The organism is Acinetobacter sp. 24-47-64, from assembly GCF_057737055.1.
Window position 1 is genome coordinate 1824976 of sequence record NZ_CM173215.1, and the last position, 16397, is coordinate 1841372.

17 protein-coding genes are annotated in these 16397 nt (G+C 38.3%); 7 read left to right on the plus strand and 10 right to left on the minus strand.

What is annotated here, in order from left to right:
• Positions 1-45 precede the first annotated feature (45 nt).
• Both AC1M85_RS08745 and AC1M85_RS08750 read left to right on the plus strand, forming a co-directional pair.
• Complete coding sequence (locus tag AC1M85_RS08745) at positions 46-2520, plus strand: LPS-assembly protein LptD (RefSeq protein ID WP_488212898.1); 2475 nt, start codon at positions 46-48, stop codon at positions 2518-2520.
• Positions 2520-3818, plus strand: a complete 1299-nt coding sequence (locus AC1M85_RS08750; RefSeq protein ID WP_179998229.1) for a peptidylprolyl isomerase — start codon at positions 2520-2522, stop codon at positions 3816-3818. Before AC1M85_RS08745 ends, AC1M85_RS08750 begins: the two co-directional genes overlap by 1 nt.
• Positions 3819-3925: 107 nt before the next feature.
• Here the strand turns inward: AC1M85_RS08750 and hfq are convergent, their stop codons facing one another.
• From hfq to tsaE, 4 genes are all read right to left on the minus strand, one after another.
• Positions 3926-4438, minus strand: coding sequence for an RNA chaperone Hfq (gene hfq, locus AC1M85_RS08755; RefSeq protein WP_180027670.1), 513 nt, complete (start codon positions 4436-4438; stop codon positions 3926-3928).
• Positions 4439-4527: 89 nt separating this feature from the next.
• On the minus strand, positions 4528-5472 hold the full coding sequence (gene miaA, locus AC1M85_RS08760) for a tRNA (adenosine(37)-N6)-dimethylallyltransferase MiaA (RefSeq protein ID WP_481589849.1): 945 nt from the start codon (positions 5470-5472) through the stop codon (positions 4528-4530).
• Positions 5473-5478: 6 nt separating this feature from the next.
• Entirely contained in the window at positions 5479-7431 is a 1953-nt protein-coding gene (mutL, locus tag AC1M85_RS08765; protein ID WP_481606982.1) for a DNA mismatch repair endonuclease MutL, read from the minus strand.
• A gap of 8 nt (positions 7432-7439) precedes the next feature.
• Entirely contained in the window at positions 7440-7907 is a 468-nt protein-coding gene (gene tsaE, locus AC1M85_RS08770; RefSeq protein ID WP_488212899.1) for a tRNA (adenosine(37)-N6)-threonylcarbamoyltransferase complex ATPase subunit type 1 TsaE, read from the minus strand.
• A 116-nt stretch (positions 7908-8023) separates the two neighbouring features.
• Here tsaE and AC1M85_RS08775 point away from each other — a divergent pair, with 116 nt between their 5' ends.
• The 3 genes from AC1M85_RS08775 (at position 8024) to AC1M85_RS08785 (ending at position 9921) form a co-directional block, all read left to right on the plus strand.
• Positions 8024-8947: an RluA family pseudouridine synthase gene (locus AC1M85_RS08775; protein ID WP_481591166.1), complete on the plus strand. Its 924-nt coding sequence runs from the start codon at positions 8024-8026 to the stop codon at positions 8945-8947.
• Positions 8948-9053: 106 nt separating this feature from the next.
• Positions 9054-9356, plus strand: a complete 303-nt coding sequence (locus AC1M85_RS08780; RefSeq protein WP_481606985.1) for a type II toxin-antitoxin system RelB/DinJ family antitoxin — start codon at positions 9054-9056, stop codon at positions 9354-9356.
• Between the two features lie 121 nt (positions 9357-9477).
• A complete protein-coding gene (locus AC1M85_RS08785; RefSeq protein ID WP_035264628.1) occupies positions 9478-9921 on the plus strand; it encodes a GNAT family N-acetyltransferase in 444 nt (147 codons plus the stop codon).
• Between the two features lie 56 nt (positions 9922-9977).
• On the opposite strand, the gene AC1M85_RS08790 is transcribed toward AC1M85_RS08785, so the two are convergent.
• A complete protein-coding gene (locus AC1M85_RS08790) occupies positions 9978-10700 on the minus strand; it encodes a pseudouridine synthase (protein WP_488212900.1) in 723 nt (240 codons plus the stop codon).
• Positions 10701-10823: 123 nt separating this feature from the next.
• Between AC1M85_RS08790 and AC1M85_RS08795 the strand changes: the two genes are divergently transcribed.
• Positions 10824-11276 carry a DUF441 domain-containing protein gene (locus AC1M85_RS08795; protein ID WP_092766204.1) on the plus strand — a complete coding sequence of 151 codons (453 nt, stop codon included), beginning with the start codon at positions 10824-10826 and terminating at the stop codon, positions 11274-11276.
• Positions 11277-11396: 120 nt separating this feature from the next.
• On the plus strand, positions 11397-12248 hold the full coding sequence (locus AC1M85_RS08800) for an alpha/beta hydrolase family protein (RefSeq protein WP_488212901.1): 852 nt from the start codon (positions 11397-11399) through the stop codon (positions 12246-12248).
• Positions 12249-12297: 49 nt separating this feature from the next.
• Here AC1M85_RS08800 and gltS read toward each other — a convergent pair whose 3' ends face one another.
• The 5 genes from gltS to AC1M85_RS08825 form a co-directional block, all read right to left on the minus strand.
• Positions 12298-13521: a sodium/glutamate symporter gene (gene gltS / locus AC1M85_RS08805; protein WP_180027662.1), complete on the minus strand. Its 1224-nt coding sequence runs from the start codon at positions 13519-13521 to the stop codon at positions 12298-12300.
• A 122-nt stretch (positions 13522-13643) separates the two neighbouring features.
• The gene (locus AC1M85_RS08810) at positions 13644-13889 is read right to left on the minus strand and encodes a hypothetical protein (RefSeq protein ID WP_488212902.1); all 246 of its coding nucleotides are present in this window, start codon (positions 13887-13889) and stop codon (positions 13644-13646) included.
• Positions 13890-14105: 216 nt separating this feature from the next.
• Entirely contained in the window at positions 14106-14375 is a 270-nt protein-coding gene (locus AC1M85_RS08815) for a hypothetical protein (RefSeq protein ID WP_488212903.1), read from the minus strand.
• A 185-nt stretch (positions 14376-14560) separates the two neighbouring features.
• Positions 14561-15343: a hypothetical protein gene (locus tag AC1M85_RS08820; protein ID WP_035267104.1), complete on the minus strand. Its 783-nt coding sequence runs from the start codon at positions 15341-15343 to the stop codon at positions 14561-14563.
• Positions 15344-15366: 23 nt separating this feature from the next.
• A complete protein-coding gene (locus tag AC1M85_RS08825; protein ID WP_035267103.1) occupies positions 15367-16359 on the minus strand; it encodes a restriction endonuclease in 993 nt (330 codons plus the stop codon).
• Positions 16360-16397: the final 38 nt, after the last annotated feature.

Here is a 16397-nt window from a genome sequence, read left to right on the forward strand (position 1 = left end):
GCGACAATAATTAATTGCAATTTGCATACTTGGTTAATGATATAAATGAAGCATCAGTTTACTTTCAGCCCTTTGGCGACTGCTATTTTAACCTTATTGTGTGGTAGCACAGTCTCAAGTTATGCCGACTCTAAAGACAGTACAACTGAGGTGGACAATCAAGCACTTCAAACTGCAATTAAAGAAAGCTACCCTGGTCAGCGCTTCTTTGATCAATATTATCTCAATAAAAATTCAGCCGAAGCGCAACAACGTAGCACGTTCTCCCCAAGCTCGAAATTTTGTGCTCAAACTTGGTTGACACCTATCAGCCCTGATACTAAAGCAGTTGATCCTGAGCAAGCAACATCGATCATCACCGCTGATCGTGCATATTACAATCCAAATGGTGATTCAGAATTAGAAGGCAATGTCATCATCGATCAACAAGGTCGTATGGTTCGTGCAGATAAGATTAAAATTGACAACACTCAAACCCATGCCAAAGCTTCTGGCAATGTACAGTTGGCACAAGCGGGTTTATTGGCTCAAAGTGATCAAATTGACTACAATTTAAAAACCCAAACGGGACGCCTCAATAACAGCTTTTATATTTCAGAAGCGACACATGGGCATGGTCGTGCAGAAAATATTGAGCGCACCTCACCCAATATTTTACTCCTTCAGAATGCAACTTATAGCACGTGTCCACCTGAGCAAAGCCCAACATGGAAGATTCAAGCCAATTCGATTGAGTTAAATCAAGACACTGGGCGTGGCGTGACCAAAGGCACTAAACTATATATTAAAAACACACCAGTGCTGGCTGTGCCATATTTCAATTTCCCTATTGATGATCGTCGTACCACTGGCTTATTAAACCCAGGTTTTGGTTATACAAACGATGGTGGTTTAGAACTTGAAGCGCCAATTTATCTCAATTTAGCACCCAATTATGATGCAACTATAACCCCACGTTTCATTGGCGGTCGTGGATTGATGGCTGAAGGTGAGTTCAGGTATCTGACTGAACAATATGGTGGTGGCCGTATTTGGGGTGGTTATTTAGCACAAGATCGTAAATATGATGATGAAGATCGTAAAGATTTACACCTCTTGCACAATTGGAAAATCAATGATCAATGGACGACCAATTTAGAATACAACTATGTTTCTGATAAAGACTTCTTTGCCGATCTAGACAGCAACCCGAATACAAGAACAGAGTTAAACCAACGCCGCGCTTGGGATCTTAATTACGCCAATGGAATTCCAGGGTTGCGTGCGCAACTCAAAGTTGAAGACTTCCAGACGCTAGACCCTGATGTTGATGATGTTGATCGCCCCTATGCGCGACTACCGCAATTGCTCGTCAATTATATCACTGGCAACCCGCAAGGATTGGAATACGAATTTAATAACGATACAGCATATTTCCAAAAAGATATTAATGACTTAAATGCTTCAGATAACTCAAATATGGACACCATTTATCAACCAAGTGGTACACGTCTTTATAATGAGTTTTCTGCTCGATATAATTTCCGCAATCAGTGGTCATTCTTTATACCACAAGCATCAGTTCGCTCTATAAATACTTTCTTTGATCAAAATACGATTGATCGTATCACTGAAGAACAAAGAAAAAATACCAAAGACAATGCAGTTATAGTTCCAGAGTTTACTTTGGATGCAGGTCTTATCTTTGAAAAAGATGGAAAATTCTTACAAACCATCACACCACGTGCATTCTATGCTTATGCACCACACAGAAATCAAAACAGTTCACCGAACTTTGACTCAACCGCAGCGTCCCTGAATTACGATCAACTCTTTAATCCACGTCGCTTTTATGGCCACGACCGCCTAGAAGATAATAACTTCTTATCACTCGGGGTAAGTTACAGCCTCTTTGATACAATCGGATTAGAACGTTTACGTGCCAGTATCGGACAAAGTTACTACTTTGAAGACCGCAAGGTGACTTTGAATAATAGTCAAAATGACCCATTTAACACTGAGCGTCAAACTGGTCCTGTGATCAGCATTGCCAGCCAGCTTTCTCAGAACTTTACTGTGAATGCAAACTCAATGTGGATGTCTAACGGAGACAATGCTCAACGTGATCTACAAGTGTATTACACAGGTGATCAAGGTAACCTTTACAACTTTGGTTATTTTAATCGTAAGCGACTTGAAGATCGTCAAGACCACTATGACCAAGTTACAGCATCCTTTATACAACCTGTGAAAGGTAATTGGAATTTGATGGGTCATATGCAATATGATCTAGACAACAGTGTTGCACGCGAGTACCTTTTAGGAATTAATTATGAGTCGTGCTGCTGGGGTGTTTCGGTCTATGGTCGCTCTTATTACAATGACTTAGATGATGTTAATGCACCAGACACCAAACAAAAACGTGCTGTAATGGCAGAGTTTACACTTAAAGGACTTGGTGGCTTAAACAGTAAGTTAAGCTCTTTACTGGAAAATCGAATCTTGGGTTTCGATAAAGTTAAACAAAATTGGACGAATTAATGAAGATGCAAAATTTAAAACAACTCTTTAAAGCTTCAGCGTTAGCACTTGTTATTTCTGCATCAGTGTCAAGTTATGCAAATCCATCAGATCAAATCGTTGCTATTGTTGGCAAAAGTGCCATTTTAAAAAGTGACATTGCACAAGGTGTCGCTGAGCTACAACATCAGCTTAAAGCTCAAAAACAGGATGTACCACCACTTCAGGTACTTGAAAATCAAGCTCTGAATAAACTTATCATCCAAAATGCGCAACTTGAACAAGTAAAACGCTATGGCATTCAAGTTGATGAAAAAACTTTAAATGATGCTGTACTTAATGTTGCTCGCCAGTCGAACAGTAATAGCCTAGAAGACTTCCAGCAAAAGCTTGACCGTATGGCTCCAGGCACTTATGAAAACCTACGTGCTAAAGTCGCTGATGATCTTGCTATTCAGCGCTTACGTCAACAACAAGTGATGTCACGCATTAAAATCAGCGACCAAGATGTTGAAAACTTCCTCAAATCACCGGAAGGTCAAGCTGCTGTGGGTACTCAAGCTCACGTGATTCACTTCAGAATTTCTGGTGAAGCCTCTCAACAAGAACTCACTCAAGTCGCGCAACAAGTTCAAGATGCACTTCAAGCTTCGAATGATGTAGATGCGATACAGAAACAATTTTCTACATCTACAATTAAAGTTGAAGGTGCAGATATGGGCTCGCGCTCAATCGCAGATATTCCAGAAGAACTTGCATCGAGTATCGCTTTAGTTTCACCAGGCAATACTACTGATTTAATTCAGGCTCGAGATGGCATCCACTTGTTGAAACTCTTAGAGCGCAAGTCAAATGAGAAAAAGACAATTGTGCCACAATACCAAACTCGCCATATTCTGATTAAGACTTCTGAAGTGGTGAGCCCTGAAAATGCCAAACACACTATTGACAGTATCTATAGCCGTGTAAAGGCAGGTGATGATTTTGCAGTTCTTGCTGCAACTTATTCTAATGATCCAGGTTCTGCACGTGATGGTGGTAGCTTAGGTTGGGTTTCACCAGGTATGATGGTGCCAGAGTTTGATCAAAAAATGCAGACTGCGAAAATTGGCGAAGTCAGTGAACCTTTTGAAACACAGTTTGGTTGGCATATTTTGCAAGTTACTGATGCACGTCAGCAAGACATGACTCAGGAACAGCAAAAACGCATAGCGCGCCAAATTCTTGGTGACCGTCAATTTGATGCAGAGTTAGATGGCTGGTTAAGAGAGCTTCGCGCAAGTACATACGTTGAAATTAAACAACCCAACCAAAACTAATTTTTTCTTAATTGAGAGCCTCCACTATGGGGGCTTTAATTTTAATTTTTAGGCTGTTCATATAAAAAAAGGCACCTTCATCAGGTGCCTTTTTGATTACTCAAAAATTAACGATTGTTATCATCTTCTTGAGCATCATCAAATTTTGTTTCGCCATCAAAGTTTGGTGTAGAAGTCGCACCAAAGCCACCTTGACCACCGAAGCCACCTTGACCACCGAAGCCACCTTGACTGCCAAAACCTTGACCGCCACCGAAGCCACCTTGACCGCCAAAGCCACCTTGACCGCCAAAGCCACCTTGACCACCGAAGCCGCCTTGACCACCGAAGCCACCTTGACCACCGAAGCCACCTTGTTGACCACCGAAGCCGCCTTGAGCACCAGCAGGAGCGCCTGCAGGAGCACCAGCAGGACGTGGATTACGTGCAGGTACAACTGTTGAAATAGCGTGTTTGTAAACCATTTGGCTTACCGTGTTTTTTAATAATACAACGTATTGGTCAAATGATTCGATATGACCTTGTAATTTAATACCGTTGACTAAAAAGATTGAAACTGGAATACGTTCCTTACGGAGAGAGTTTAAGAACGGATCTTGTAAAGTTTGACCTTTAGACATGTTATACTCCAAAAAATAAAATCAGCGCAAAAAAACTATCTTTATTTTTCAATTAAAATTTATAAAAAAGATAGTGAGTAAATTTTGCTTTATCCATATAAGTTTCGCAAGTCTTCTTGAGCTTGCTTTATCGTCAAAAAAGTTTGAAAACTGTGCGCTTCTTGCAAAGAACGTAACCAAGTGTATTGACGTTTAGCAAGTTGTCGTGTTGCAAACAAACACTTGTCTTCCATATCTTGCTTAGATTTGAGACTTCTATCACTATTTTTAAGAAAATCTAAAGCTTGGCGATATCCAACAGATCTCGCCGATGGCAAATTATCGTTTAAATCGTATTTTTCAATCAGATACTCCACCTCATTTAAAAAACCGATATCCCACATTATTTTTAGGCGCAGTTCAATTCTTTTGTGTAATTCTACACGATCAGGTAATAGCGCATAATTATGAAAATTGTAACGATATGGCTGTTTTTTAGGCTGTTCAGCTTGAAGCTCAGTGATAGGTCGACCTGTCAGACGATAGACCTCTAGCGCACGTATAATGCGCTGACGATCACTCACTTTAAACTTCTCACCAGCCATAGGATCGACACGTTTTAACTCTTCGTAGACGCTCTCCCAACCCAATGCCATGGCTTCATTTTCAATTTGTTGACGTACCTTTTCATCAGCATTAGGGAGATTCGTTGCCAAGCCTTCCAACAGTGCTTTGTAGTACAACATCGTCCCACCCACCAAAATTGGGGTCTTACCGCGTGAATGTATTTCATCAATCAGCAGCGATGCATCTTCAACGAATTGAGCTGCCGAATAAACCTCGAGCGGTGTAATAATATCAATCAAGTGATGTGGATATCGTTCCTGCTCTTCTTTTGATGGCTTTGCCGAACCGATATCCATGTCCTTATAGATTAACGCAGAATCCACTGAAACAATTTCAAAATTACCGCGCTCATATAGCTCGCATGCCAAAGCAGTTTTCCCACTCGCAGTCGGCCCCATTAAGTTGATGACTGGCATTTGATTTGACATGTACAATTACTCTCCTCGAGCAAATAATTTATCTAATTGACTAAGTGGAAAAGCTCTCCAAGTCGGTCGTCCATGATTACATTGACTTGCAAACTCAGTTTGTTCCATCTGCCTCAACAGTGCATTCATTTCAGAAATACTTAACATTCGATGCGCACGCACTGCGCCATGACATGCCATCCCTGCCAAGATATGGTCTCTTTTTTGTTGTAAAGCACTGGCCTCATCATTGGGATCAAGATCATTCAAAAGTTCTGGGATTAATGCATTAAAATCAGCTTTGTGCAAAATAGCAGGCACACCTCGCACTATCACTTGCTCATCGCCATATTGATCAATTTCTAAACCAAGCCGCGCCAACTGAGGCTTAAGGTCTTCGATACGCGTGGCTTGCATGCGTGTAATTGAAATCACTTTTGGAATCAGCAACTGCTGTGATGTCCAAAATTCAGGTTTATTCCAAGCAGATTTCATTTGCTGCAACAAGATTCGCTCATGCGCAGCATGCATATCCACAATGATCAAACCTTCAGAATTTTGCGCCAGAATATAAATTCCATGAAGTTGTGCAATTGCAATCCCCAAGGGGAATTCATCAACTCTAGACGATGTTGATTCCATCTCAGCATCATGAGGAACTTCAAAATTAGATGACGTTTCTTTCAAAGGTGCCAAATAAGACTTGAGTGCATTACTGATATTAGAATTTGAATAAGGCTGGCTCGGCGCACTATATTGAACTGACTGAGGCTGTTTAACACTAAAATCTGTTAAATACCCCGCATGACTCGATTCCTGCAACGTCTGGGACATAGGGGACGATGCTGGAGCATTTTGATGCAGATTAAATTGCTCTTGATAACGTGGTAACTGTACTGATGGTGCGATGACATCTTGATCAAGCTTTAAAGCCTGGGCTAAATCCGCAGTCGCAGTTTGAAATTGCGACAAAGTATCTTTGGCAAAATGACGTACAAATTCGTGTACTTCACGTTGATTCAAAAATCGAATTTCATGTTTAGTCGGATGCACATTCACATCAATAAATTCAGGATCAACTTCTAAGAACAACAAATAAGCTGCATGTTGATGCCCATGCAAGATGCCATCATAGGCCATTCGCAAAGCATGAGAGATTGTTTTATCTTTTACGATACGACCATTCACGTACACATACTGCAAATCACTTTGTGCTCGAGCATCAGAAGGATGACCTAACCATCCTGATAAGCGCATATTGACACTATCAGCATCGATCCAATACGCATTTTCCGTAAATTGTCGACCTAAAAGCTGCTGTACACGTTGAAATCTGAGTTGACCACTGTCTGCGACAGGCAAATTTAAACGAATAGCACCATTATGTTCCAGCACAATCCGAATATCGAAATGCGTTAAGGCTAAGCGCCGTACGATTTCTTCAATGTGACCAAATTCCGTATTTGGCTTTTTTAAAAACTTTCGTCTTGCTGGCACATTAAAAAATAAATCTTGTACACGTATGTGTGTGCCTTGCTGAGTAGCAACAGCTTGAATCTCTTGATGATCAAAGGCCGTGCCGTTTACTTCGACCTGATAACCAATTCCTGAATCATCACGACTACTGGTCAAGGTCAAGCGCGAAACAGCAGCAATGGAAGCCAAGGCTTCTCCGCGAAAACCTAAGCTCACAATTGCATGTAAATCTTCAGCAGTTTGAATTTTACTGGTCGCATGACGCATGACCGCAAGCGGAAGATCCTCAGGATGAATCCCTTTGCCATTATCGATAATCTCAATCAGCGTACTACCGCCTTGTTCGACTCGAATGATTAATTCAGTCGCACCTGCATCAATGGAGTTTTCTAGAAGTTCCTTCACCACTGATGCAGGACGTTCAATTACCTCTCCCGCAGCAATTTGGTTTGCTAATGCAGGAGATAAGGTTTGAATTCGATTCAAGCTAAGATCATGCGCCATAGATTTATTTAAAACTGTGTCTTTAATTTTGCGAGTAAGACTTCATCATTTGAAGAAATCGTGACATGACGCACTGATTCATCATCAGATTTCTCAATATTCAAGATAACATCTGCTTCTGGAATTTCGTCACCACCTTTAGAGGGCCATTCAAACAAGAATAGCGCATCAGCAATATCCAGATAATCACGAATACCCATCAACTCAAGCTCATAAGGATCATTCAAACGGTACAAATCAAAATGAAAGACATCCTGCTGATTGATTTTATAGGGTTCAACCAGGGTATAAGTCGGGCTTTTAACCGCACCACGATGACCTAAATTTTGTAGCCAATAACGCGTCAGGGTGGTTTTACCCGCACCCAAATCTCCAATGAGGTATATGACACCCTTTTCAATACACTGCCCTAAACATGCAGCTAATTTTTTAGTATCTGCTTCATCATTTAAGTTGAGTTGAAAAGAATATTGCATCTGGATCACATTAGACATCTGTTGAAGAGGTATAATAGCATGCTCCTGAACAGTGCCTATCTAGACTTGTTCAAAAACTCATTCATCTGATCATTTTTTTATTCTGTTGTCTTGTTATGCCAAAATCAAATTCAGAAAGTGCCCCAAGTTTTACGCCACCGATGATCAATGGTGTAACAGCCAGCAAAGTATTTCTTCCAAATCTACAAATCTCCCCAATTACGATTTATGATTTTCTCATTCAAGCCTTTTCTCATATAGACGCACTGGAGTGGCAACAACGTTTTCAAGATGGTCTTATTTATAATGCAGATGGCAACAAACTTTCCATCAACTCGGCGTATCAACCCAATTCTCATATTTTTTATTATCGTTTTTTAGCAAACGAAATTCATGTTCCGTTTAAGGAAAAAATTTTATACGAAAACGATGATCTGCTCGTGGTTGATAAACCTCATTTTTTAACCATGAGTCCGACAGGTCAATATGTTCAAGAAACCTTATTGGTGAGATTAAAGCAGTTCACTGATAATCCTCATCTCACACCGATTCATCGTTTAGACCGCGAAACAGCAGGTGTTGTTTTATTTTCAAAAAAAGTCGAAAGTCGCGGAGTCTATCAACAACTTTTTGCAGATCGAAAGGTATCCAAAACATATCAAGCCATCGCACCTTACTCAAAAGATTTAGTCTTTCCACAAACAGTCGAATTGCGCATGGAAAAGGGAAATCCATTTTATATAATGAAAGTATGTGAAGGCGTCACCAATTCTGTCACTGAAATTGACCTGATAGAACACAATTCACAGTGGGGACGATATATTTTGAAACCACTGACCGGTAAGCAACATCAACTCCGCGTTCACCTCAATGCGCTCAACATTCCAATCAAAAATGATCCTTTTTATCCGGTAATCGCGCATAAAGCTGAGGATGATTTCAGTGCTCCGTTGCAATTACTTGCTGATGAGCTTCAATTTATTGATCCGATATTAAATATTGAAATGCACTTTAAAAGCACGCAAACATTGACATTGTAGATACATTGTAATGACAAATTTATATAATTTTCACGTTCAGACATTGAAATTACATTTACTTAGATTAAAATAAGCACTTAAATTTAGAGTCGTTTGGTTTTAATTCATGAGAAAAACAGAAGTCTATCAAGTCCGACTTGACTCACAAGAAAAAAAACAAGCCTTTGCAGTTTTTAAGCAATTGGGGATTACACCAGCGCAAGCAGTGCGTTTATTTTTCAAACAAGTTGTACTGACAAAGTCCATTCCTTTTGCAATCGAAAATCAAACGATCAACATGGATCAATTGTTGAAACTTAAAAAGCTTAAGCAAGAACATCAAGATTCCAACACTACAACTTCGAGTTTAGATGACGACGATTTTTTTGCAGAATTGAATGCACTTTTGGGTGAAAGCGATAAAGATTAATTTTTGACATAAGTTAACTTTGTCGTATTTTTAAACAATTTAATTTACAGCACTCTGCGCAAATATGTTTAGCTCTTCATCATAACAACATTAAAAATAATGATCTGAGGAGAGCTTAACAGTGATAGTACGGAAAGCCACAACAGAAGATCTCAATCAACTCGCGGTACTTTTTGATGAATACCGACAGTTTTATGGCGCATCATCCAATATTCAACAATCCTATGATTTTCTAAAACAGCGATTCGAAAACCAACAAAGTGTTATTTTTATTCACATCAAAAATGATGTAATCACTGGCTTCGTGATTCTTTATTTAGGTTTTTCATCCCATGCTTGTTCAAGCTACTACATTCTAGATGATGTATATGTCACTCCAATTTATAGAAGACAAGGTTCAGCCAAACAACTCATTGACACTGCAATTTTGTTTGCACAATCCGAAAAAGCCAGTCGAATTTCATTAGAGACACAACGAAGTAACTTTCAATCTCACCAACTTTACGAAAAGATGGGCTTCGTCAAAGACAATGAATTCCAAACCTATCATTGCTTTCTATCCTAAGGCATTACACAACATATCGTCTTGAGAATAGAGTCTTTAGCATTGATGATTTAAATCTAAAGGAGTTGAGCATCAGGACTTTGATTTTTTGCGGCGAGTATTTGCTGTTCAGTGAGATAGCAATATTCACCTTCAGCAAGCTGATCTAATTTTAATTGTCCAATTTGCAGTCGATGCAATGATTCAACACGATTTCCCACAGCAGCAACCATACGTTTAACTTGATGATAAACGCCTTGATGCACTGTAAATTGTAGGTGTTGTTCGCTTATGAGTTGAATATCTGTTGCTTGAAACAATCCTGTTTCATTGCGAAGCTCTACACCTTGACCCAATTGAATGATTTGCTGCTCAGTGACTGGATCTGCTGTATGCATTTGATAAACTTTAGGAACATGTTTTTTAGGATGAGTCAGCGCTTGCAGAAATTGTCCATCATCTGTAAGTAACAATATACCAGTCGTGTCTTGATCTAAACGTCCGACTGTTTGCACTCCCCTTTGCAACAATATGTCATCGATTAATTCAAACACGCTGAAGTGATGCGTCGCTTGATGCGAGCATTCATAGCCTACAGGTTTATTGAGTGCTATATAAACTTTTTCACGATAAGTATATTCATCGTTATACACGTGGAAGCTAAGACCTTGAAGCTTCAGTTTACATTTCGGGTCCGTGATCACAGTACCATCAATGACCACTGCACCAGCTTTAATTAATTGTTGACAATATTTTCGTGATCCAAAGCCTTGAGACTGTAACATTTTTTCCAGAACCATGAATCACTTCCATTACTTACAATATTCGTTGAAATTTAAAGGATGCCATCTGAATGCAGACTTTAAATCAGTTAAACTATTATAACTTTCAAGTACTGTCCTGATAAGCACTGGATCTTCTTTATGTCTCAATTAGACCTCAATTTAATCGTTCTAATCATTTTATTGGCATGTGGAATATTCAGTCAAAATACAGCTGTCACAATTGCAGTCGCAGTACTTATTGTTTTTCGTATCACCCCTTTAAACGAGTATTTTCCATTGCTTCAACAGCATGGTTTAAATATCGGCATTATTATCCTCACCATTGGCGTACTCACGCCAATTGCCAGTGGCACCATTCCGGGTAAAGATATCCTCAAATCATTCTTGAGCTTAAACTCAATTTTAGCTATTGGAATCGGGTTACTGGTGGCATGGTTAGGTGGTCGTGGCGTAACGCTTATGGCGAATCAGCCAAATATTGTTGCTGGACTTCTGATTGGTACTGTAGCAGGTGTGGCTATTTTACGTGGCGTCCCTGTTGGACCTTTAATTGCAGCAGGAATACTTTCCATTATTATTGGCACTTCTTGAAACAGGTTGCTTTCACGACTGAACAGTCATTTCACAAACGCAACAGTCATTATTTGTTGGTTTAATCTTTTAGAACTGCAGTAAAGTATTTTGATTACGGATACTTGCACAGTTTAAATTATGCAAAAAATTAAAATTATTCGTCAGGATCAATACGAACTCGCTGCTACCTTTTTTCCTACCGAGCATTCAAAGCGTCTTCCCGTCTTGGTGTGCCCTGCCACTGGAATTACTCAAAAGTTTTATCATCGATTTTGCGAATGGCTTAACCAACAAGGCTATGCCGTAATGGTGTTTGATTTTAGTGGTATTGGTGCTTCTCTTTATGGCCCATTGAAGCAATCCAAAGCAAGTATTGTGCAATGGGGACAGTTAGATATTCCCGCTGCGATTGATCAACTCTTACAACTCACCCATGCCAAGCAAGTTATTCTTGTCGGTCACAGCGCCGGCGGACAACTCATTGGTATTACCCCCAACCATGATAAAGTTGCAAAAGTCGTTGCAATTGCAGGTTCGACTGGGCATGTAAAAGGGCTCAAAGGCCGTACGAAACTACTTGCTCCTGTGATGTTTAAAGGTATTTTTCCTCTCGCACGTATGATGCTCGGTTACGGCCCTACCCAAGCCATTGGTATGGGGGAAAATCTACCGAAAGATGTTGCACGTGACTGGGCTCAATTTTGTAGTCAACCAGGCTATGTTATTAATGCAATTGGCAAAACGGTTACCCTAGATCAAGATTATCACAAAGAGATACGAATTCCTGTCACGGCCATTTGGGCAAGTGATGATGAAATTGCAACCGAAGCAAATGTTCAGGATTTACTTCGTTTGTATCCTAATTCACCTACTGAAGCGATCGAACTCAAACCCAAAGAGCTTGGCCATAAAGCGATTGGACACATGATGATGTTCAAACAGTCGCATCAAAATATTTGGCCGATGATCGAATCTCAACTGCATATATAAGTCTCCATAAGTAAAAAACCGCCTTTAAGGCGGTTTATTTAAACTTGCTCTATCCCAATATCCCAATGGAGAGCTGGATCACTATCGCATTTACAATATCAATGAAAAAAGCACCTGTCAGTGGAATGAGTAAGAATGCTTTGTGTGAAGGACCATAGGTATTGGTTACTGCTTGAATATTGGCAATAGCCGTTGGCGTCGCACCCATACCAAAACCACAGTGACCTGCTGATAAAACTGCAGCATCGTAGTTGCTCCCCATCACCTTAAATGTCACAAAAGCAGTGTATAAAATCAATACCAGCATTTGCACAATCAGAATCGTGACTAACGGACCTGCCAAATCTGCTAATAACCACAGTTGTAGTGATAACAATGCCATAGATAAATAAAGTGATAAAGATGCATTTCCAAACACGTCAATCGCACGATCAAAGATATTTACTTTGAATACATGTTCAAGCAGATTTCTCAAAATCACACCTGAACCTAGCGCCCAAACAAAGGTTGGAAGCTCAAACCATTTACCCTGACTAAAATCTGTCATTAAGTTTGCCGTGAATATACAAAGTGCAAACATACCAAGGGTCGAAACCGCATTACTTGCAGTAATTAATCGTGTCTTTTTTGGATATTCAAATGGTGCAGATTTTAACTGATCATCTAATTGTGATTCGTTTTGCTCATTTTCAATTTTGTCAGCCAATTGATGACGTTTAATTAAAAATTTAGCAACTGGACCACCAACAATACCACCAATAATCAGACCAAAGGTTGCACTTGCCATACCCAATACAATAGCACCTTGAATGCCATGCTGGGTTTCAAGCACTTGCCCCCATGCACCTGCCGTGCCATGACCACCCGTTAAGGTGATTGAACCCACAATTAAACCAATAAGAGGATCTAAGCCTAAAACCGTCGCTAAACTCACCCCAACAATATTTTGAACGATCACAAACCCGATCACACAGAACAAAAATATAAATAGGGCTTTCCCGCCATCTTTTAATTTAACAAAATCTGCACCTAAGCCCACAGAGGTAAAGAACATCAGCATTAAAATGCTTTGAATTTGCGCATCAAAGGTGGCACTGATATTAAAGAATTTAAATAAGATGAATGCTGTAATTGCTGCGACCAAACCGCCAATCACAGGTTCAGGTAAATTGTAGTTTTTAAAGAATTGGACTCGGTTGACTAGATAGCGCCCAATAAATAGAAAAAATACGGCAATCACGATGGTGCCAAAGGCATCAACTTCAAAATTCATTGTATTTCCCTAATGTTTTAATTTTAATCAATTTTCACAAAGAATTATGCTTTATTCAGCTATTGAAATGTAATTTTTCAATGATTTACAGGCAGTACATTTATTTGTACTGCACTGTTGGTTTATTGCGATTGTTTTCTTCTTTGCTCTCGAATTGATTCGCGAACTCGATCTGGCTCGACTACACCTAAGTGATGCTGATTGTAATAGCGCTGTTTATCGTATTCAGACATGTTTACTGTTTCATCTTTATATTTCTGATAACGTGCGTCTTCTTCTGAATCATAATTTTTAATCTCTACGCTTGAACATGCAATGAGCGATAGACTGATTAAACTTAATGTGAGTATGCTTTTCATTATATTCATGCTGTGTTCATTTTTGCTTATTCTATTTATTTCACCTTTCTAGATTGTTGCTGTCTGTTTTATTTATGGTTACGTGCTTGTAAGATTTTCACAGTAGTCGATTTGAATTTATATTCGATTCAGCATGACGAATCTGTGTGAATGTGTTTTAATGCAGGCAGTATGAGATGAGCCTTATATGAGTATCACGAGAGTGGTACGACTAGCCCCGTCAATTTAATGATTACGGGGCTTTTTCATGGGCTTTCTTTTTCGGTAGATGACGGTTTCTCCATATTTTTGAAACACCCACTCTTTTGCTTGTTGGTCGGTGATGTTTTCAAAAATGTAGTAGTCATGATCCCATGCTTCTTGATGGAAAATGACCTTCTTCGTATAAGTTTCATTCTTTCCATTGGTCATACAAACAAAGCTGTCGCCTTGGTCTTTGACTTGAGTTCCGTTAAGGAAGCCACCGATACAGAGGAAGCGTGATTGTGGGGACATTATAACTTTAACTTTTTTCAATCATTTTACAATGTGCGGATTAAATAATTTATTGAATGAGGAATAAAGTTCATTTAAGTAATTTTCAATAAAATACATGATATCAAATTTGACTTAATGTAGAGTTAAAATATAAATAGTATAAACAATTTATATGAATTCTAATTTATTTAAAATTTAATATATTAAGCAATTTTAAAATTCTCCATGTACTCTTTTCCTTTATTTTCTAATTCAAAAATCCTCCCCTCTTTCCCAACATCTCTGATTAAACCTTTTGATTTTAAAGATTTGAGGGCATCTGCATAATTTAGATAATCTCTCAAATTACTTTCTTCCACATATTCTTTTGATCCAATAGTTATACTAGGTCTATATGAAACTTCATCTTTTCCAATATATTTACCTTCATTAGCGTAAAGATATTCAAGAATATTTTTCTCATAAATTGTTAATTCTTTATACTGCTTTATATTCTCATTATGATCTAATTGATTTCTTTCCTGTCTTAACTTATCTATTTCAGCTCTTAAAATTTCCCTGGTATTTTCGTCATTAATTTGTTCAATATCTACATCACGCTTTGCTTGGTCAATTAACTCTTTCTCTTTATTTGCCAACTCTAAAGATCTTTCTTGCTCTAATAGATTTTTTTCGGCCAAATATTTATGCTCTCTTTTTAGATCCTGTGAGTTCAGACGTTCATAAGCAGACCTTGAAATCCACCCAAATAAAACTTTTAACCAAGGCGTTACCAACATTATTGCAACTGCCGTAATGATTGGAAAAACAATTAAACTTAAAAAAGTTGTTTGATCATCAAATAAAAAGATTTTTTCTTGCGCTGTTCCTTTAGCAAAACACAATAAAAATAAGGCACGCCAATTAAATGCTAAAAACGCTAATAAAAAGAATCCCCAATATGGTTCTTTAACGCGTGTATTAATTGCATCAATCAAATCTTTCATTATTATTCTCGTTCTAGATAACTTTACACCCAACTCAACTTAGGAACATCCACAATGCCTAGTGCTTCTTTAGTCGATGATTTTAATTTTGATAAATTTGCATAAATCCAATCAACCAATTGCTCACCTTCCATAATATTTACTTGGTTTAACTCAGCAAATTCTTTCGACTCTTTTGAAAGATATCCTGTTGTTATAACCCATTTGTAAGTTCTGATACCTATTTCTTCTTCATAGGCAATCAATTGGTTTATTGCATGTTTATCTGTTTCCCCCCTATGATGTTTCACTTGAACTAAAATATTTTTTAAAAATGGGTTGTTTTCTGATGTTGCTTCTATATCAATATCTGCTATGCCTTCACCATTCTTTTTATCTAAGATCAATACACTTGAGTAACCTTGTATTTCTAAGAGTTCTTTAATCAATTCCTCTAAACCCCTACCGCCAGCTTTTAAACGTGTATTCCCTTTCCATAAGGCATTCAATAATTCTGTTTTAAATTCATTTTCATATTGATCTATTTTTTCTTGAAAACTACTCTTTATATCAAAATCCCCTAAGTCCTTTAAGTTTTGAATAATATGATCTATCTCTTGGGAAAATCTTGTTAGATCACCTATTGTAGTTCTAAGCTTTAATCTGCTCTCTAAATTTTCTTTTAGCTTAGAGCGTGGAATATAAATTACTTTTCCATCTTTTCTAAAAAACTCTACATCGATTTGATTAGCACCATGTCCTCCTTTAAATAGAGGATCATATTTTTTGGTTCCTATTACTTTAGCAATCGCAATCTTTTTACCTAAAGGAACAATAACAATATCTTCACTCTTTAATTCAAAATAGTTCTTAACTTGATTAGTCATACGACCAATCGAACCATTTTTCTCGATAATTTCTTGAATCACAGTTTTTATATTTGAATGTACTGAAAAGTTTACCTGCTTCCAACCATATCCAATTCTATTCTCTTTTATTAAAGATTCTGGACTTCTTACCATTAAATATTTTTTCATTTTTTAACACACAAAAATAAGGGCTGATTACTCAGCCC